Source organism: Streptococcus mitis, from assembly GCF_016658865.1.
GTDB classification, from domain to species: Bacteria; Bacillota; Bacilli; order Lactobacillales; family Streptococcaceae; genus Streptococcus; species Streptococcus mitis_BT.
On the sequence record NZ_CP067992.1, the window covers coordinates 1 to 20,000 of the forward strand.

Here is a 20,000-nt window from a genome sequence, read left to right on the forward strand (position 1 = left end):
TTGAAAGAAAAACAATTTTGGAATCGTATATTAGAATTTGCTCAAGAAAGACTGACTCGATCCATGTATGATTTCTATGCTATTCAAGCTGAACTCATCAAGGTAGAGGAAAATGTTGCCACTATATTTTTACCACGATCTGAAATGGAAATGGTCTGGGAAAAACAACTAAAAGATATTATTGTAGTTGCTGGATTTGAAATTTATGATGCTGAGATAACTCCCCACTATATTTTCACAAAACCTCAAGATACGACTATATCACAAGTTGAAGAAACTACAAATTCAACTCTTTATGACTATAGTTCAAAATTAGCCTCTATTCCTTATTCAGATACTGGATTAAAAGAAAAATATACCTTTGATAATTTTATTCAAGGGGATGGGAATGTTTGGGCAGTATCAGCCGCTTTGGCTGTTTCTGAAGATTTAGCCTTGACCTATAATCCTCTTTTTATCTATGGAGGACCTGGCCTTGGTAAGACTCACTTACTAAATGCAATTGGGAATGAGATTTTGAAAAATATTCCTGATGCGCGTGTGAAGTACATCCCTGCTGAAAGCTTTATCAACGACTTTCTTGAACACCTGAGACTTGGTGAAATGGAAAAGTTCAAAAAAACTTACCGTAGTCTTGATCTCCTCTTAATTGATGATATCCAATCGCTGAGTGGAAAAAAAGTTGCAACTCAAGAAGAATTTTTCAATACTTTCAATGTTCTCCATAGCAATCAAAAACAAATTGTTCTGACTAGTGATCGTAGTCCTAAACACTTAGAAGGCCTTGAAGAACGGCTTGTCACGCGCTTTAGCTGGGGCTTGACGCAAAACATCACACCACCTGACTTTGAAACACGTATTGCCATTTTACAAAGTAAAACAGAGCATTTAGACTACAATTTCCAAAGTGATACCCTAGAATACCTAGCTGGCCAATTTGATTCAAACGTTCGAGAACTTGAAGGAGCAATCAACGACATCACTTTAATTGCAAGAGTGAAGAAGATTAAGGATATCACTATCGATATCGCTGCAGAAGCCATTAGAGCTCGCAAACAAGATGTTAGCCAAATGCTCGTCATCCCAATTGATAAAATCCAAAATGAAGTTGGTAACTTTTATGGTGTCAGTGTCAAAGAAATGAAGGGAAGTAGACGCCTTCAAAATATTGTTTTAGCCCGTCAAGTAGCTATGTATTTATCTAGAGAACTAACAGATAATAGTCTTCCAAAAATTGGGAAGGAATTTGGTGGAAAAGATCACACAACAGTCATTCATGCCCATGCTAAAATTAAATCTTTGATTGATGAAGACGATAATTTACGTTTAGAAATTGAATCAATCAAAAAGAAAATCAAATAACTTGTGGATAACTTTTGCTTTTTTATCTTTTTTATCCACATTTTTTAAACAAGCTAAAAAACTTGATATGACTTGTTTAAAGTCTGTTTTCCACAGATTTCACAGACTCTATTATTACTATTATACTTCTAATACTAAAAATAAATAAAGGAGAATCCATGATTCATTTTTCAATTAATAAAAATTTATTTCTACAAGCATTAAATACTACTAAGAGAGCTATTAGTTCTAAAAATGCTATTCCTATTTTATCAACCGTAAAAATTGACGTGACCAATGAAGGTGTTACTTTAATTGGTTCAAATGGTCAAATTTCAATTGAAAATTTTATTTCTCAAAAAAATGAAGATGCTGGTTTATTAATTACTTCTTTAGGTTCGATCCTTCTTGAAGCTTCTTTCTTTATCAATGTGGTATCTAGTCTACCTGATGTGACTCTTGATTTTAAAGAAATTGAACAAAATCAAATTGTTTTAACCAGCGGCAAATCAGAAATTACCCTAAAAGGAAAAGATAGCGAACAATATCCACGAATCCAAGAAATTTCAGCAAGCACTCCTTTGGTTCTTGAAACAAAATTACTCAAGAAAATTATCAATGAAACAGCCTTTGCTGCAAGTACACAAGAGAGTCGTCCAATTTTAACAGGTGTTCATTTTGTATTAAGTCAACACAAGGAGCTAAAAACAGTGGCAACAGACTCTCATCGTCTAAGCCAGAAAAAATTAACGCTTGAGAAAAATAGTGATGATTTTGATGTTGTCATTCCTAGCCGTTCTCTACGCGAATTTTCAGCAGTATTTACAGATGATATTGAAACTATAGAGATTTTCTTTGCCAATAACCAAATCCTCTTTAGAAGCGAAAATATTAGCTTCTATACTCGTTTGTTAGAAGGTAACTATCCTGATACAGATCGTTTGATTCCAACGGACTTTAATACTACTATTACTTTTGATGTTGTAAACTTACGCCAGTCAATGGAACGTGCTCGTCTTTTATCAAGTGCTACTCAAAATGGTACTGTGAAACTTGAAATTAAAGATGGGGTTGTTAGCGCCCATGTTCACTCTCCAGAAGTTGGTAAAGTAAACGAAGAAATCGATACTGATCAAGTGACTGGTGAAGATTTGACTATTAGTTTCAACCCAACTTACTTGATTGATTCACTCAAGGCTTTAAATAGCGAAAAGGTGACCATTAGCTTTATCTCAGCTGTTCGTCCATTTACTCTTGTGCCAGCAGATACTGACGAAGACTTCATGCAGCTCATTACACCAGTTCGTACAAATTAAGTGAAAGAGGTTGAGCCTGGCTCGCCTCTTTTATGATATAATCGAAAAAGAAAAGGAGAGTAGTATGTATCAAGTTGGAAATTTTGTTGAAATGAAAAAACCACATGCTTGCACCATCAAGTCAACAGGTAAAAAGGCCAATCGTTGGGAAATTACGCGTGTAGGGGCAGATATCAAAATCAAATGCAGTAATTGTGACCATATTGTCATGATGGGACGCTATGATTTTGATCGAAAGATGAATAAAATTATTGACTGATACTCAATGAAAATCAAAGAGCAAACTAGGAAACTAGCCGCAGGTTGCTCAAAACACTGTTTTGAGGTTGCAGATAGAACTGACGAAGTCAGTAATATCTATACGGTAAGGCGACGTTGACGTGGTTTGAAGAGATTTTCGAAGAGTATGAGAACCCTTAGTTAGAGGGTTAGCAAGTTTTCCCTTTTTGTGTTATAATATTAGGGATTGAAATGAAAACGGAGAATGAGAAAATATGGCTTTAACAGCAGGTATCGTTGGTTTGCCAAACGTTGGTAAATCAACACTATTTAATGCAATTACAAAAGCAGGAGCAGAGGCAGCAAACTACCCATTTGCGACGATTGATCCAAACGTTGGAATGGTAGAAGTTCCAGATGAACGCCTCCAAAAACTAACTGAAATGATTACTCCTAAAAAGACAGTTCCAACAACTTTTGAATTTACAGATATCGCAGGGATTGTAAAAGGAGCTTCAAAAGGAGAAGGGCTAGGGAATAAATTCTTGGCCAACATCCGTGAAGTAGATGCGATTGTTCACGTAGTTCGTGCTTTTGATGATGAAAATGTTATGCGTGAGCAAGGACGTGAAGACGCCTTTGTAGATCCACTTGCAGATATTGATACAATTAATCTGGAATTGATTCTTGCTGACTTAGAGTCAGTCAATAAACGCTATGCGCGTGTAGAAAAGATGGCACGTACGCAAAAAGATAAAGAATCAGTAGCAGAGTTTAATGTTCTTCAAAAGATTAAACCAGTCCTTGAAGATGGAAAATCAGCTCGTACAATCGAGTTTACAGATGAAGAACAAAAAGTTGTCAAAGGTCTCTTCCTGTTGACGACTAAACCAGTTCTTTATGTAGCGAATGTGGACGAGGATGTGGTTTCAGATCCTGACTCTATCGACTATGTTAAACAAATTCGTGAATTTGCAGCGACAGAAAATGCTGAAGTAGTCGTTATTTCTGCGCGTGCTGAGGAAGAAATTTCTGAGTTAGACGAAGAAGATAAGCAAGAGTTTCTTGAAGCACTTGGTTTGACAGAATCAGGCGTTGACAAGTTGACTCGTGCAGCTTACCACTTACTTGGACTAGGAACTTACTTCACAGCTGGTGAAAAAGAAGTTCGCGCTTGGACCTTCAAACGTGGTATGAAGGCTCCTCAAGCAGCTGGGATTATCCACTCAGACTTTGAAAAAGGATTTATTCGTGCAGTAACCATGTCATATGAGGATCTAGTGAAATACGGATCTGAAAAGGCCGTAAAAGAGGCTGGACGTTTGCGTGAAGAAGGAAAAGAATATATCGTTCAAGATGGCGATATCATGGAATTCCGCTTTAATGTATAAGAAATTTAATAAATAGTGTCAATTAGGTTGGAAAAAAATTCCAACCCTTTTGGCTTTTGAAAGGAAAAATAAATGACCAAATTACTTGTAGGATTAGGAAATCCAGGGGATAAATATTTTGAAACAAAACACAATGTTGGTTTTATGTTGATTGACCAACTAGCGAAAAAACAGAATGTCACATTTACACACGATAAGATATTTCAAGCTGATCTAGCATCATTTTTCCTAAATGGAGAAAAAATTTATCTTGTCAAACCAACGACATTTATGAATGAAAGTGGAAAAGCGGTCCATGCTTTATTGACTTATTATGGTTTGGATATTGAAGATTTACTCGTTATTTACGATGACCTTGACATGGAAGTTGGGAAAATTCGTTTAAGAGCAAAAGGTTCAGCAGGTGGTCATAATGGTATTAAATCTATTATTCAACATATAGGGACTCAGGTCTTTAATCGTGTTAAGATTGGAATCGGACGACCTAAAAATGGAATGTCAGTTGTTCACCATGTTTTGAGTACCTTTAACAAGGATGATTATATTGGTATTTTACAGTCTATTGACAAAGTTGACGACTCTGTAAACTACTATTTACAAGAGAAAAACTTTGAAAAAACGATGCAGAGGTATAACGGATAAATGGTTACCTTATTATATTTATTCTCAGAAAATGATCAGATTAAAAAATGGCATCAAAATCTGACAGATAAGAAAAGACAACTAATACTAGGTTTATCAACGTCTACTAAGGCTCTTGCAATTGCAAGTAGTCTAGACAAAGAAGATAAGATTGTGTTATTGACGTCAACTTATGGAGAAGCAGAAGGAATTGTTAGTGATCTTCTATCTATCTTGGGTGAGGAACTTGTCTATCCATTTTTGGTAGATGACTCCCCTATGGTCGAGTTTTTGATGTCTTCACAAGAAAAAATCATTTCACGGGTTGAAGCTTTGCGTTTTTTGACTGATTCATCTAAGAAAGGGATTTTAGTTTGTAATATCGCAGCAAGTCGATTGATTTTACCGTCTCCCAATATATTCAAAGATAGTATTGTAAAAATAACAGTTGGTGAAGAATATGACCAACACGCACTTATCCATCAGTTAAAAGAGATAGGCTATCGAAAAGTTACACAAGTACAAACTCAAGGCGAATTTAGTCTGCGAGGAGATATTTTAGATATTTTTGAAATATCCCAGTTAGAACCTTGCCGAATTGAGTTTTTTGGTGATGAAGTCGATGGTATTAGGTCATTTGAAGTCGAAACACAATTATCGAAAGAAAATCAGACAGAACTCACAATCTTTCCAGCTAGCGACATACTTTTGAGAGAAAAGGATTATCAACGAGGACAGTCAGCTTTAGAAAAACAAATTTCAAAAACGTTATCACCTATTTTAAAATCATACTTAGAAGAAATTCTTTCAAGTTTTCATCAAAAAAAAATTCATTTAGATTCTAGGAAGTTTTTATCTTTGTGTTATGACAAGACATGGACTGTTTTTGACTATATTGAAAAAAATACTCCAGTATTCTTTGATGATTATCAAAAATTAATGAATCAGTATGAAGTCTTTGAAAGAGAATTAGCACAATACTTTACAGAAGAATTACAGAACAGTAAAGCATTTTCTGAGATGCAGTATTTTGCTGATACAGAGCAAATCTATAAAAAACAGAGTCCGGTTACCTTTTTCTCTAACCTGCAAAAGGGGTTAGGAAATCTCAAGTTTGATCAAATTTATCAATTTAATCAATATCCCATGCAAGAGTTTTTCAATCAATTTTCTTTTCTAAAAGAAGAAATTGAGCGATACAAAAAAATGAATTACACTATTATTCTTCAGTCTAGCAATTCAATGGGAAGTAAAACATTGGAGGATGTTTTAGAGGAATATCAGATTAAATTAGATTCCAGAGATAAGTCAAGTATCTGTAAAGAATCTGTAAACTTAATCGAGGGTAATCTTAGACATGGTTTTCATTTTGTAGATGAAAAGATTTTATTGATAACTGAACATGAGATTTTTCAAAAGAAATTGAAACGTCGTTTTCGAAGACAACATGTTTCGAATGCAGAGAGATTAAAAGATTACAATGAACTTGAAAAAGGGGACTACGTTGTCCATCATATCCATGGGATTGGTCAATATCTAGGGATTGAAACAATTGAAATCAAAGGGATTCACCGTGATTATGTTAGTGTTCAATACCAAAACGGGGATCAAATCTCTATCCCAGTGGAACAGATTCATCTACTGTCCAAATATGTTTCAAGTGATGGGAAAGCTCCTAAACTCAATAAATTAAATGACGGTCATTTCAAAAAAGCCAAGCAAAAAGTTAAGAACCAAGTAGAGGATATAGCTGACGATTTAATTAAACTTTATTCTGAACGCAGTCAGTTGAAGGGTTTTGCTTTCTCAGCTGATGATGAGGATCAACATGCTTTTGATGATGCCTTCCCTTATGTTGAAACGGATGATCAACTTCGTAGTGTTGAGGAAATCAAGAGAGATATGCAGGCTTCTCAACCAATGGATCGACTTTTAGTTGGGGATGTTGGTTTTGGAAAGACTGAAGTTGCTATGCGTGCAGCCTTTAAGGCAGTCAATGATCACAAACAGGTTGTCGTTCTCGTTCCGACGACGGTTTTAGCTCAACAGCACTATACGAATTTTAAGGAACGATTCCAAAATTTTGCAGTTAATATTGATGTATTGAGTCGCTTTAGAAGTAAAAAAGAGCAGACTGAAACACTTGAAAAATTGAAAAACGGTCAAGTTGATATTTTGATTGGAACACATCGTGTTTTATCAAAAGATGTTGTGTTTGCTGATTTGGGCTTGATGATTATTGATGAGGAACAGCGATTTGGTGTCAAGCATAAGGAAACATTGAAAGAATTGAAAAAACAAGTGGATGTCCTAACCTTGACAGCAACGCCAATTCCTCGTACCCTTCATATGTCTATGCTGGGAATCAGAGATCTGTCTGTTATTGCAACTCCGCCGACTAATCGCTATCCAGTGCAAACCTATGTTTTAGAAAAGAATGATAGTGTGATTCGTGATGCTGTCTTGCGTGAAATGGAGCGTGGAGGTCAAGTTTACTATCTTTACAATAAAGTTGACACGATTGATCAGAAGGTTTCCGAATTACAGGACTTGATTCCAGAGGCTTCGATTGGGTATGTTCATGGGCAAATGAGTGAGATTCAGTTAGAAAATACTCTACTGGATTTCATTGAAGGTCAGTATGATATTTTAGTGACGACTACCATTATTGAGACAGGGGTGGACATTCCAAATGCCAATACTTTATTTATTGAAAATGCGGACCATATGGGCTTGTCAACCTTGTATCAGTTAAGAGGAAGAGTCGGTCGTAGTAATCGTATTGCTTATGCCTATCTCATGTATCGTCCAGAAAAATCAATCAGTGAAGTCTCCGAGAAGAGATTAGAAGCGATTAAAGGATTTACAGAATTGGGCTCTGGATTTAAGATTGCAATGCGAGATCTTTCGATTCGTGGAGCAGGAAATCTTTTAGGAAAATCTCAGTCTGGTTTCATTGATTCTGTTGGTTTTGAATTGTATTCGCAGTTATTGGAGGAAGCTATTGCTAAACGACATGGTAATGGGAACACAAAAATCAAAGGAAATACCGAATTGATTTTACAAATTGATGCCTATCTTCCTGATACTTATATTTCTGATCAACGACATAAGATTGAAATTTACAAGAAAATTCGTCAAATTGACAACCGTGTCAACTACGAAGAATTACAAGAAGAGTTGATGGACCGATTTGGAGAGTACCCAGACGTGGTAGCCTATCTTTTAGAGATTGGTTTGGTTAAGTCTTATCTTGATAAGGTCTTTGTTCAACGTGTGGAACGAAAAGAAAATAAGATTACAGTTCAATTTGAAAAAATTACTCAGCGACTGTTCTTGGCTCAAGATTATTTTAAAGCTTTATCCGCAACGAACTTAAAAGCAGCTATAGCTGAGAATAAGGGATTAATGGAAGTTGTATTTGATGTTCGAAACAAGAAGGACTATGAAATTTTAGAAGGTCTGCTCATTTTTGGAGAAAGTTTATTAGAGATAAAAGTGTCGAAAGAAGGCAATTCCCTTTAACATTTTTCTTCTATAAAGGGGAGAAAAATGGTACAATAATAATTTGAGGTAATAAAAATGAGATTAGACAAATATTTAAAAGTATCAAGAATTATCAAGCGTCGTACAGTCGCAAAAGAAGTAGCAGATAAAGGCAGAATCAAGGTAAATGGAATCTTGGCCAAAAGTTCAACGGATTTGAAAGTTAATGACCAAGTTGAAATTCGATTTGGCAATAAGTTGCTACTTGTAAAAGTACTGGAGATGAAAGATAGTACAAAAAAAGAAGATGCAGCAGGCATGTATGAAATTATCAGTGAAACACGGGTAGAAGAAAATGTCTAAAAATATCGTACAATTGAATAATTCTTTTATTCAAAATGAACATCAACGTCGTCGCTATCTGATGAAGGAACGACAAAAACGTAATCGTTTCATGGGTTGGGTTCTTATTTTGATGATTTTATTGTTCATTTTACCAACTTATAATCTTGCTCAAAGTTATCACCAATTACTCCAAAGACGTCAACAGTTATCAGACTTGCAAACTCAGTATCAAACCTTGAGTGAGGAAAAGGAGAAAGAGACAGCTTTTGCTACAAAGTTGAAAGATGAAGATTACGCTGCTAAATACATGCGTGCAAAATATTATTATTCTAAGAATCGGGAAGCTGTTTATACGATTCCTGACTTGCTTCCAAGGTGATGAAATGGAAAATTTATTAGACGTAATTGAGCAATTTTTGAGTCTATCGGATGAAAAACTAGAAGAGTTGTCTGATAAAAATCAACTATTGCGTTTACAAGAAGAAAAGGAAAGGAAGAATGCGTAAATTCTTAATTATTTTGTTGCTACCAAGTTTTTTGACAGTTTCAAAAGTCGTTAGCACAGAAAAAGAAGTTGTATATACTTCGAAAGAAATTTATTACCTTTCACAATCTGACTTTGGTATTTATTTTAGAGAAAAATTAAGTTCTCCCATGGTTTATGGAGAGGTTCCTGTTTATGCGAATGAAGATTTAGTTGTAGAATCTGGAAAATTAACTCCAAAAACAAGTTTCCAAATAACCGAGTGGCGCTTAAATAAACAAGGAATTCCAGTATTTAAGTTATCCAATCATCAATTTATTGCTGCGGACAAACGATTTTTATACGATCAGTCAGAAGTAACTCCAACAATAAAAAAAGTATGGTTAGAATCTGATTTTAAACTGTATAACAGCCCTTATGATTTAAAAGAAGTGAAATCATCCTTATCAGCTTTTTCTCAGGTGTCAATCGATAAGACAATGTTTATAGAAGGAAAAGAATTTCTACATATTGATCAGGCTGGATGGGTAGATAAGGAATTAACTTCTGAAGAAGATAATCGGATGAATAAAGTGCAAGAAATATTATCTGAAAAATATCAGAAAACTTCTTTCTCTATTTATGTTAAGCAACTGACTACTGGAAAAGAAGCTGGTATCAATCAAGATGAAAAGATGTATGCAGCTAGCATTTTAAAATTACCTTATCTCTACTATACGCAAGAAAAAATAAATGAGGGTCTTTATCAGTTAGACACGACTGTAAAATACGTATCAGCAGTTAATGATTTTCCAGGTTCTTATAAACCAGAGGGAAGTGGTAGTCTCCCTAAAAAAGAGGATAATAAAGAGTATTCTATAAAGGACTTAATCACAAAAGTATCTAAAGAATCGGATAATGTAGCTCATAATCTATTGGGATATTACATTTCAAATCAATCTGATGCTATATTCAAATCCAAGACGTCTGCTATTATGGGAGATGATTGGGATCCAAAAGAAAAATTGATTTCTTCTAAAATGGCTGGGAAAGTCATGGAAGCTATTTATAACCAAAATGGATTTGTATTGGATTCTTTGACTAAAACAGATTTTGATAATGAGAGAATTGCCAAAAGTGTTTCTGTTAAAGTAGCTCATAAAATTGGAGATGCGGATGAATTTAAGCATGATACAGGTGTTGTCTATGCAGATTCTCCATTTATTCTTTCTATTTTCACTAAAAATTCTGATTATGATACGATTTCTAAGATAGCCAAGGATGTTTATGAGGTTCTAAAATGAGGGAACAAGATTTTTTAAATCATTTTCTCAAGAAGGGATATTTCAAAAAGCATACTAAGGTGGTGCTAGCTCTTTCTGGTGGATTAGATTCTATGTTTCTATTTAAGGTATTATCTACGTATCAAAAAGAGTTAGAAATTGAATTGATTCTAGCTCATGTTAATCATAAGCAGAGAGTAGAATCAGATTGGGAAGAACAGGAATTAAGGAAGTTGGCTGCTGAAGCAGAGCTTCCTATTTATATCAGCAATTTTTCAGGAGAATTTTCTGAAGCGCGTGCTCGAAATTTTCGTTATGATTTTTTTCAAGAGGTTATGAAAGAAACTGGAGCAACAGCTTTGGTTACGGCACATCATGCAGATGATCAGGTTGAAACGATTTTTATGCGTTTGATTCGAGGTAGTCGATTACGGTATTTATCAGGAATTAAAGAAAAGCAATTAGTAGGAGACATTGAAATTATCCGTCCTTTACTACACTTTCATAAAAAGGATTTTCCACCAATTTTTCATTTTGATGATAAAACAAATAATGAGAATAATTACTTTCGAAATCGAACGAGAAATCTTTACTTACCAGAGTTAGAGAAGGAAAATCCCTGCTTTAGAGATTCTATATTAGAATTAGGTAATGAGGTTAGAGACTATGAGTTGGCAATAACTGAATTATCAAAAGATGTTGATGTGGAGGACTTAGAGCAACTCTTTACTTTTTCTCAGTCTACACAAAAGGTTTTACTTCAAAACTATATCAGTCGTTTTCCAGATTTGAATCTTACAAAAGCTCAGTTTGATGAAGTTCGACAGATTTTAAAATCTAAAAGCCAGTATCGTCATCCGCTTAAAAATGGCTATGAATTGATAAAAGAGTACCAACAGTTTCAGATTTGTAAAATCAGTCCTCAGTCTGATGAAAAGGAAGATGAACTTGTGTTACACTATCAAAATCAGGTATCTTACCAAGGTTATTTATTTTCCTTTGGACTTCCTTTAGAAGGTGAATTAATTCAGCAGGTACCTGTTTCACGGGAAACATCCATACACATTCGTCATCGAAAAACAGGAGATTTTTTGATTCAAAATGGGCATAGAAAAAAACTCAGACGTCTATTTATTGATTTGAAAATCCCTATGGAAAAGCGAAAATCAGCTCTGATTATTGAGCAATTTGGTGAAATTGTCTCAATTTTGGGAATTGCGACCAGTAATTTGAGTAAAAACACGAAAAATGATATAATGAACACTGTACTTTATATAGAAAAAATAGATAGGTAAAAAAAATGTTAGAAAACGATATTAAAAAAATCCTCGTTTCACACGATGAAATTACAGAAGCGGCTAAAAAATTAGGTGCTCAATTAACCAAGGACTATGCAGGAAAAAATCCGATTTTAATTGGGATTTTAAAAGGATCTATTCCTTTTATGGCTGAATTGGTCAAACATATTGATACACATATTGAAATGGACTTTATGATGGTTTCTAGCTACCATGGTGGAACAGCAAGTAGTGGTGTTATCAATATTAAACAAGATGTGACTCAAGATATCAAAGGAAGACATGTTCTATTTGTAGAAGATATCATTGATACAGGTCAAACTTTGAAGAATTTGCGAGATATGTTTATTGCAAGAGATGCAGCTTCTGTTAAGATTGCAACCTTGTTGGATAAACCAGAGGGACGTGTTGTAGAAATTGAAGCTGACTATACCTGCTTTACTATTCCAAATGAGTTTGTAGTAGGTTATGGTTTAGACTACAAAGAAAATTATCGTAACCTTCCTTATGTTGGAGTATTGAAAGAAGAAGTGTATTCAAATTAGAAAGAACAATTTTTAATGAAAAAACAAAATAATGGTTTAATTAAAAATCCTTTTCTATGGTTATTACTTATTTTTTTCCTAGTTACAGGTTACCAGTATTTTAGTACAGGTAGTGTTGCAGGGAAAAGTGAGCAAATTAATTATACAGAATTGGTAAAAGAAATTACCGATGACAATGTAAAAGAATTGACTTACCAACCAAATGGCAGTGTTATCGAAGTTTCAGGTGTTTATAAAAATCCTAAAACAAGTAAAGAAGAAACAGGTATCCAGTTCTTTTCTCCTTCTGCTACAACAGTAGAAAAATTTTCAAGTATTATTCTTCCTTCAGATACTACAGTATCAGAATTGCAAAAGCTTGCTTCTGACCATAAAGCGGAAGTAACTATTAAGCATGAAAGTTCAAGTGGTATGTGGATTAATATTCTTGTATCCATTGTGCCATTCGGTATCCTCTTCTTCTTCCTCTTCTCGATGATGGGAAATATGGGAGGAAATAATAGCCGTAACCCGATGAGTTTTGGACGTAGTAAGGCTAAAGCTGCAAATAAAGAAGATATTAAAGTAAGATTTTCAGATGTTGCTGGAGCTGAGGAAGAAAAACAAGAACTAGTTGAAGTTGTTGAATTCTTAAAAGATCCAAAACGATTTACAAAACTTGGAGCCCGTATTCCAGCAGGTGTCCTTCTAGAGGGACCTCCGGGAACAGGTAAGACTTTGCTTGCTAAGGCAGTCGCCGGAGAAGCAGGTGTTCCATTCTTTAGTATCTCAGGTTCTGACTTTGTAGAAATGTTTGTCGGAGTTGGAGCTAGTCGTGTCCGTTCTCTTTTTGAAGATGCCAAAAAAGCAGCACCAGCTATTATCTTTATCGATGAAATTGATGCTGTTGGACGTCAACGTGGAGTTGGTCTTGGCGGAGGAAATGACGAACGTGAACAAACCTTGAACCAACTTTTGATTGAGATGGACGGTTTTGAGGGAAATGAAGGAATTATTGTCATCGCTGCGACAAACCGTTCAGATGTACTTGACCCTGCCCTTTTGCGTCCAGGACGTTTTGATAGAAAAGTATTGGTTGGTCGCCCTGATGTTAAAGGTCGTGAAGCAATCTTGAAAGTTCATGCTAAGAACAAGCCTTTAGCAGAAGATGTTGATTTGAAATTAGTTGCCCAACAAACCCCAGGTTTTGTTGGAGCAGATTTAGAGAATGTCTTGAATGAAGCTGCTCTAGTTGCTGCTCGTCGCAATAAATCGATAATTGATGCTTCAGATATTGATGAAGCAGAAGACAGAGTTATTGCTGGTCCTTCTAAGAAAGATAAGACAGTTTCACAAAAAGAACGTGAATTGGTTGCCTACCATGAGGCTGGACATACCATTGTTGGTCTAGTCTTATCGAATGCCCGTGTTGTTCATAAGGTTACAATTGTACCAAGAGGTCGTGCAGGTGGTTACATGATTGCACTTCCTAAGGAAGATCAAATGCTTCTATCTAAAGAAGATATGAAAGAGCAATTGGCTGGCTTGATGGGTGGACGTGTAGCTGAAGAAATTATCTTTAATGTCCAAACTACAGGAGCTTCAAACGACTTTGAACAAGCGACGCAAATGGCGCGTGCAATGGTTACAGAGTACGGTATGAGTGAAAAACTTGGCCCAGTACAATATGAAGGAAACCATGCTATGTTTGGTGCACAGAGTCCTCAAAAATCAATTTCAGAACAAACAGCTTATGAAATTGACGAAGAGGTTCGTTCATTATTAAATGAAGCACGAAATAAAGCTGCTGAAATCATCCAATCAAATCGTGAAACACACAAATTGATTGCTGAAGCATTATTGAAATACGAAACATTGGATAGTACGCAAATTAAATCTCTTTACGAAACAGGAAAGATGCCTGAAACAGTAGAAGAGGAATCACATGCATTATCTTATGATGAAGTGAAGTCAAAAATGAATGACGAAAAATAACCCTGAGAGAGGCATGCCCTCTCTTTTTTGTGCAGTTGAGGAGATAAAGGGGACAGAACGGAGGAAATGGGACAAAAGTGTTTCTGAATCTGTTAAACTGTATCTAGAAAGGGGGACGTTATGTTTAAAGAATTGTATAAAGAAGTCCAGGGGATTGTATATAAGTGTAGAAATGAATATTACCTTCATTTATGGGATCTATCGGATTGGGACCAAGAGGGGATGATTTGCTTACATGAATTGATTAGTAGAGAAGAAGATCTAGTAGAAGATATTCCTCGTTTACGTAAATACTTCAAAACTAAATTCCGTAATCGAATTTTAGATCATATCCGTAAACAAGAAAGCCAGAAGCGTAGATATGATAAAGAACCTTATGAAGAAGTAGGTGAGATCAGTCATCGTATAAGCGAGGGAGGTCTGTGGCTAGATGAGTATTATCTCTTTCATGAGACACTAAGAGACTATAGAAACAAACAAAGTAAAGACAAACAAGAAGAGTTAGAACGCGTCTTAAGAAATGAACGCTTCCGAGGTCGTCAAAGAGTATTAAGAGACTTACGTATTGTATTTAAAGAGTTTGACATCCGTACATACTAGGAAGCCATGCAAAAAATGAAAAAAGATAAAAAAAGTAGTTGACAAGTCAGAAAAAGTCTGTATAATAGTAAGAGTTGAAAATAACTCAGGTCCGTTGGTCAAGGGGTTAAGACACCGCCTTTTCACGGCGGTAACACGGGTTCGAATCCCGTACGGACTATGGTATGTTGTGGTTGAGGCACTTGATGAAAAATTTTTAAAAAAGTTTCAAAAAAGTGTTGACAAGCGAAAGCGGCTGTGATATACTAATATAGTTGTCACTTGAGAGAAGCGAGTGACAAAGACCTTTGAAAACTGAACAAGACGAACCAATGTGCAGGGCACTACAACTAAGGTTGTAGTACTGAACAATGAAAAAAACAATAAATCTGTCAGTGACAGAAATGAGTGAGAACTCAAACTTTTAATGAGAGTTTGATCCTGGCTCAGGACGAACGCTGGCGGCGTGCCTAATACATGCAAGTAGAACGCTGAAGGAGGAGCTTGCTTCTCTGGATGAGTTGCGAACGGGTGAGTAACGCGTAGGTAACCTGCCTGGTAGCGGGGGATAACTATTGGAAACGATAGCTAATACCGCATAAGAGTAGATGTTGCATGACATTTGCTTAAAAGGTGCAATTGCATCACTACCAGATGGACCTGCGTTGTATTAGCTAGTTGGTGGGGTAACGGCTCACCAAGGCGACGATACATAGCCGACCTGAGAGGGTGATCGGCCACACTGGGACTGAGACACGGCCCAGACTCCTACGGGAGGCAGCAGTAGGGAATCTTCGGCAATGGACGGAAGTCTGACCGAGCAACGCCGCGTGAGTGAAGAAGGTTTTCGGATCGTAAAGCTCTGTTGTAAGAGAAGAACGAGTGTGAGAGTGGAAAGTTCACACTGTGACGGTATCTTACCAGAAAGGGACGGCTAACTACGTGCCAGCAGCCGCGGTAATACGTAGGTCCCGAGCGTTGTCCGGATTTATTGGGCGTAAAGCGAGCGCAGGCGGTTAGATAAGTCTGAAGTTAAAGGCTGTGGCTTAACCATAGTACGCTTTGGAAACTGTTTAACTTGAGTGCAAGAGGGGAGAGTGGAATTCCATGTGTAGCGGTGAAATGCGTAGATATATGGAGGAACACCGGTGGCGAAAGCGGCTCTCTGGCTTGTAACTGACGCTGAGGCTCGAAAGCGTGGGGAGCAAACAGGATTAGATACCCTGGTAGTCCACGCCGTAAACGATGAGTGCTAGGTGTTAGACCCTTTCCGGGGTTTAGTGCCGTAGCTAACGCATTAAGCACTCCGCCTGGGGAGTACGACCGCAAGGTTGAAACTCAAAGGAATTGACGGGGGCCCGCACAAGCGGTGGAGCATGTGGTTTAATTCGAAGCAACGCGAAGAACCTTACCAGGTCTTGACATCCCTCTGACCGCTCTAGAGATAGAGTTTTCCTTCGGGACAGAGGTGACAGGTGGTGCATGGTTGTCGTCAGCTCGTGTCGTGAGATGTTGGGTTAAGTCCCGCAACGAGCGCAACCCCTATTGTTAGTTGCCATCATTCAGTTGGGCACTCTAGCGAGACTGCCGGTAATAAACCGGAGGAAGGTGGGGATGACGTCAAATCATCATGCCCCTTATGACCTGGGCTACACACGTGCTACAATGGCTGGTACAACGAGTCGCAAGCCGGTGACGGCAAGCTAATCTCTTAAAGCCAGTCTCAGTTCGGATTGTAGGCTGCAACTCGCCTACATGAAGTCGGAATCGCTAGTAATCGCGGATCAGCACGCCGCGGTGAATACGTTCCCGGGCCTTGTACACACCGCCCGTCACACCACGAGAGTTTGTAACACCCGAAGTCGGTGAGGTAACCTTTTAGGAGCCAGCCGCCTAAGGTGGGATAGATGATTGGGGTGAAGTCGTAACAAGGTAGCCGTATCGGAAGGTGCGGCTGGATCACCTCCTTTCTAAGGATAAGGAACTGCGCATTGGTCTTGTTTAGTCTTGAGAGGTCTTGTGGGGCCTTAGCTCAGCTGGGAGAGCGCCTGCTTTGCACGCAGGAGGTCAGCGGTTCGATCCCGCTAGGCTCCATTGGTGAGAGATCACCAAGTAATGCACATTGAAAATTGAATATCTATATCAAATAGTAACAAGAAAATAAACCGAAACGCTGTAGTATTAAAAGAGTTTATGACTGAAAGGTCAAAAATAAGGTTAAGTTAATAAGGGCGCACGGTGGATGCCTTGGCACTAGGAGCCGAAGAAGGACGTGACAAACGACGATATGCCTTGGGTAGCTGTAAGTAAGCGATGATCCAGGGATTTCCGAATGGGGGAACCCAACAGGTACTACCTGTTACCCGCATCTGTTAAGGATGTGAGGAGGAAGACGCAGTGAACTGAAACATCTAAGTAGCTGCAGGAAGAGAAAGCAAAAGCGATTGCCTTAGTAGCGGCGAGCGAAACGGCAGGAGGGCAAACCGGAGAGTTTACTCTTCGGGGTTGTAGGACTGCAATGTGGACTCAAAGATTATAGAAGAATGATTTGGGAAGATCAGCCAAAGAGAGTAATAGCCTCGTATTTAAAATAGTCTTTGTACCTAGCAGTATCCTGAGTACGGCGGGACACGTGAAATCCCGTCGGAATCTGGGAGGACCATCTCCCAACCCTAAATACTCCCTAGTGACCGATAGTGAACCAGTACCGTGAGGGAAAGGTGAAAAGCACCCCGGGAGGGGAGTGAAATAGAACCTGAAACCGTGTGCCTACAACAAGTTCGAGCCCGTTAATGGGTGAGAGCGTGCCTTTTGTAGAATGAACCGGCGAGTTACGTTATGATGCGAGGTTAAGTTGAAGAGACGGAGCCGTAGGGAAACCGAGTCTGAATAGGGCGCCTTAGTATCATGACGTAGACCCGAAACCATGTGACCTACCCATGAGCAGGTTGAAGGTGCGGTAAGACGCACTGGAGGACCGAACCAGGGCACGTTGAAAAGTGCTTGGATGACTTGTGGGTAGCGGAGAAATTCCAAACGAACTTGGAGATAGCTGGTTCTCTCCGAAATAGCTTTAGGGCTAGCGTCGACATTAAGATTCTTGGAGGTAGAGCACTGTTTGGGTGAGGGGTCCATCCCGGATTACCAATCTCAGATAAACTCCGAATGCCAATGAATTATGGTCGGCAGTCAGACTGCGAGTGCTAAGATCCGTAGTCGAAAGGGAAACAGCCCAGACCACCAGCTAAGGTCCCAAAATAATTGTTAAGTGGAAAAGGATGTGGGGTTGCACAGACAACTAGGATGTTAGCTTAGAAGCAGCTATTCATTCAAAGAGTGCGTAATAGCTCACTAGTCGAGTGACCCTGCGCCGAAAATGTACCGGGGCTAAAACAATTTACCGAAGCTGTGGATACCTTTATAGGTATGGTAGGAGAGCGTTCTATGTGTGATGAAGGTATACCGTGAGGAGTGCTGGAACGCATAGAAGTGAGAATGCCGGTATGAGTAGCGAAAGACAGGTGAGAATCCTGTCCACCGTAAGACTAAGGTTTCCAGGGGAAGGCTCGTCCGCCCTGGGTTAGTCGGGACCTAAGGAGAGACCGAAAGGTGTATCCGATGGACAACAGGTTGATATTCCTGTACTAGAGTATGTAGTGATGGAGGGACGCAGTAGGCTAACTAAAGCAGACGATTGGAAGTGTCTGTCTAAGCAGTGAGGTGTGAACTGAGTCAAATGCTTAGTTCTATAACATTGAGCTGTGATGGGGAGCGAAGTTTAGTAGCGAAGTTAGTGACGTCACACTGCCAAGAAAAGCTTCTAGCGTTTAAACATACTCTACCCGTACCGCAAACCGACACAGGTAGTCGAGGCGAGTAGCCTCAGGTGAGCGAGAGAACTCTCGTTAAGGAACTCGGCAAAATGACCCCGTAACTTCGGGAGAAGGGGTGCTGACTTTACGTCAGCCGCAGTGAATAGGCCCAAGCAACTGTTTATCAAAAACACAGCTCTCTGCTAAATCGTAAGATGATGTATAGGGGGTGACGCCTGCCCGGTGCTGGAAGGTTAAGAGGAGTGCTTAGCGTAAGCGAAGGTATGAATTGAAGCCCCAGTAAACGGCGGCCGTAACTATAACGGTCCTAAGGTAGCGAAATTCCTTGTCGGGTAAGTTCCGACCCGCACGAAAGGCGTAATGATTTGGGCACTGTCTCAACGAGAGACTCGGTGAAATTTTAGTACCTGTGAAGATGCAGGTTACCCGCGACAGGACGGAAAGACCCCATGGAGCTTTACTGCAGTTTGATATTGAGTGTCTGTACCACATGTACAGGATAGGTAGGAGTCTATGAGATCGGGACGCCAGTTTCGAAGGAGACGTTGTTGGGATACTACCCTTGTGTTATGGCCACTCTAACCCGGATAGGTGATCCCTATCGGAGACAGTGTCTGACGGGCAGTTTGACTGGGGCGGTCGCCTCCTAAAAGGTAACGGAGGCGCCCAAAGGTTCCCTCAGAATGGTTGGAAATCATTCGCAGAGTGTAAAGGTATAAGGGAGCTTGACTGCGAGAGCTACAACTCGAGCAGGGACGAAAGTCGGGCTTAGTGATCCGGTGGTTCCGTATGGAAGGGCCATCGCTCAACGGATAAAAGCTACCCTGGGGATAACAGGCTTATCTCCCCCAAGAGTTCACATCGACGGGGAGGTTTGGCACCTCGATGTCGGCTCGTCGCATCCTGGGGCTGTAGTCGGTCCCAAGGGTTGGGCTGTTCGCCCATTAAAGCGGCACGCGAGCTGGGTTCAGAACGTCGTGAGACAGTTCGGTCCCTATCCGTCGCGGGCGTAGGAAATTTGAGAGGATCTGCTCCTAGTACGAGAGGACCAGAGTGGACTTACCGCTGGTGTACCAGTTGTCTTGCCAAAGGCATCGCTGGGTAGCTATGTAGGGAAGGGATAAACGCTGAAAGCATCTAAGTGTGAAACCCACCTCAAGATGAGATTTCCCATGATTTTATATCAGTAAGAGCCCTGAGAGATGATCAGGTAGATAGGTTAGAAGTGGAAGTGTGGCGACACATGTAGCGGACTAATACTAATAGCTCGAGGACTTATCCAAAGTAACTGAGAATATGAAAGCGA

At 38.9% G+C, this 20,000-nt stretch carries 14 protein-coding genes, 2 tRNA genes and 2 rRNA genes; all 18 read left to right on the forward strand.

Annotated elements, in window-relative coordinates; all coding sequences use genetic code 11:
- The 18 genes from dnaA to JJN14_RS00085 all read left to right on the forward strand — a co-directional run bounded on the left by dnaA (window position 1) and on the right by JJN14_RS00085 (window position 19,977).
- Window positions 1-1,362, forward strand: coding sequence for a chromosomal replication initiator protein DnaA (gene dnaA / locus JJN14_RS00005; RefSeq protein ID WP_201058575.1), 1,362 nt, complete (start codon window positions 1-3; stop codon window positions 1,360-1,362).
- A 158-nt stretch (window positions 1,363-1,520) separates the two neighbouring features.
- Window positions 1,521-2,657 (forward strand): DNA polymerase III subunit beta, encoded by a 1,137-nt coding sequence (gene dnaN / locus JJN14_RS00010; RefSeq protein ID WP_201058576.1) that lies wholly within the window; start codon window positions 1,521-1,523, stop codon window positions 2,655-2,657.
- A 64-nt stretch (window positions 2,658-2,721) separates the two neighbouring features.
- Window positions 2,722-2,916 (forward strand): DUF951 domain-containing protein, encoded by a 195-nt coding sequence (locus JJN14_RS00015; protein WP_042751911.1) that lies wholly within the window; start codon window positions 2,722-2,724, stop codon window positions 2,914-2,916.
- A 235-nt stretch (window positions 2,917-3,151) separates the two neighbouring features.
- Window positions 3,152-4,267, forward strand: a complete 1,116-nt coding sequence (gene ychF, locus JJN14_RS00020) for a redox-regulated ATPase YchF (protein WP_049501881.1) — start codon at window positions 3,152-3,154, stop codon at window positions 4,265-4,267.
- Window positions 4,268-4,339: 72 nt separating this feature from the next.
- On the forward strand, window positions 4,340-4,909 hold the full coding sequence (gene pth / locus JJN14_RS00025) for an aminoacyl-tRNA hydrolase (RefSeq protein WP_201058577.1): 570 nt from the start codon (window positions 4,340-4,342) through the stop codon (window positions 4,907-4,909).
- A complete protein-coding gene (gene mfd, locus JJN14_RS00030; RefSeq protein WP_201058578.1) occupies window positions 4,910-8,413 on the forward strand; it encodes a transcription-repair coupling factor in 3,504 nt (1,167 codons plus the stop codon).
- Window positions 8,414-8,470: 57 nt separating this feature from the next.
- Window positions 8,471-8,737 (forward strand): RNA-binding S4 domain-containing protein, encoded by a 267-nt coding sequence (locus JJN14_RS00035; protein ID WP_001234978.1) that lies wholly within the window; start codon window positions 8,471-8,473, stop codon window positions 8,735-8,737.
- Entirely contained in the window at window positions 8,730-9,098 is a 369-nt protein-coding gene (locus tag JJN14_RS00040; protein ID WP_000041905.1) for a septum formation initiator family protein, read from the forward strand. The genes JJN14_RS00035 and JJN14_RS00040 overlap by 8 nt, the downstream gene beginning before the upstream one ends.
- Window positions 9,099-9,102: 4 nt before the next feature.
- On the forward strand, window positions 9,103-9,225 hold the full coding sequence (locus JJN14_RS10180; protein WP_020902316.1) for an SP_0009 family protein: 123 nt from the start codon (window positions 9,103-9,105) through the stop codon (window positions 9,223-9,225).
- A complete protein-coding gene (locus JJN14_RS00045) occupies window positions 9,218-10,486 on the forward strand; it encodes a serine hydrolase (RefSeq protein WP_201058579.1) in 1,269 nt (422 codons plus the stop codon). The genes JJN14_RS10180 and JJN14_RS00045 overlap by 8 nt, the downstream gene beginning before the upstream one ends.
- Entirely contained in the window at window positions 10,483-11,760 is a 1,278-nt protein-coding gene (gene tilS / locus JJN14_RS00050; protein ID WP_201058580.1) for a tRNA lysidine(34) synthetase TilS, read from the forward strand. Before JJN14_RS00045 ends, tilS begins: the two co-directional genes overlap by 4 nt.
- Window positions 11,761-11,765: 5 nt before the next feature.
- Complete coding sequence (gene hpt / locus JJN14_RS00055; RefSeq protein WP_049486815.1) at window positions 11,766-12,308, forward strand: hypoxanthine phosphoribosyltransferase; 543 nt, start codon at window positions 11,766-11,768, stop codon at window positions 12,306-12,308.
- 15 nt (window positions 12,309-12,323) lie between these two features.
- Window positions 12,324-14,282: an ATP-dependent zinc metalloprotease FtsH gene (gene ftsH, locus JJN14_RS00060; protein WP_049535535.1), complete on the forward strand. Its 1,959-nt coding sequence runs from the start codon at window positions 12,324-12,326 to the stop codon at window positions 14,280-14,282.
- Between the two features lie 120 nt (window positions 14,283-14,402).
- Window positions 14,403-14,882 carry a sigma-70 family RNA polymerase sigma factor gene (locus JJN14_RS00065; protein ID WP_201058581.1) on the forward strand — a complete coding sequence of 160 codons (480 nt, stop codon included), beginning with the start codon at window positions 14,403-14,405 and terminating at the stop codon, window positions 14,880-14,882.
- A gap of 88 nt (window positions 14,883-14,970) precedes the next feature.
- A tRNA-Glu gene (locus JJN14_RS00070) sits at window positions 14,971-15,042 on the forward strand.
- Window positions 15,043-15,284: 242 nt separating this feature from the next.
- Window positions 15,285-16,831 (forward strand): 16S ribosomal RNA (locus JJN14_RS00075).
- 51 nt (window positions 16,832-16,882) lie between these two features.
- Window positions 16,883-16,955, forward strand: a tRNA-Ala gene (locus JJN14_RS00080).
- Between the two features lie 121 nt (window positions 16,956-17,076).
- Window positions 17,077-19,977 (forward strand): 23S ribosomal RNA (locus JJN14_RS00085).
- Together the 16S and 23S rRNA genes with 2 tRNA genes alongside form the textbook arrangement of a ribosomal RNA operon.
- Window positions 19,978-20,000 lie beyond the last annotated feature (23 nt).